The organism is Vibrio sp. 10N.286.46.A8 (assembly GCF_041470165.1).
GTDB lineage: Bacteria > Pseudomonadota > Gammaproteobacteria > Enterobacterales > Vibrionaceae > Vibrio > Vibrio tasmaniensis_A.
Map to the genome: position 1 here is coordinate 1 of NZ_JBFRLX010000399.1, position 319 is coordinate 319.

Below are 319 nucleotides of genomic sequence, written 5' to 3' on the forward strand. Positions count from 1 at the left end.
ACTACGATTGGTATCAATCTTGATAACTAAGTGAGAACCTTTATGTCGGCAAAAGAGAGAAACCTTCCCACTCATCGAATTTCTAGATTCAGTAAGTTTGCCTCGCTGGCAACAAGGGTCGCGGGTAATGTGCTAACGGAAGGCACCAAGCAAATAGCACGAGGCAACAGGCCTAAAGCAAAAGACTTACTGCTAACGCCACAAAACATTGCTCGTCTAACCGATCAACTCGCACACCTGCGCGGTGCAGCAATGAAACTGGGGCAGATGCTATCAATGGATGCAGGCGATGTCTTAGAACCTGAATTAGCCGACATTC

At 47.0% G+C, this 319-nt stretch carries 1 pseudogene; it reads left to right on the top strand.

Going from position 1 to position 319, the window contains the following annotated elements:
- Nucleotides 1–42: 42 nt before the first annotated feature.
- Nucleotides 43–319, top strand: a pseudogene (locus AB4232_RS22680) (AarF/ABC1/UbiB kinase family protein); the annotation flags it as partial.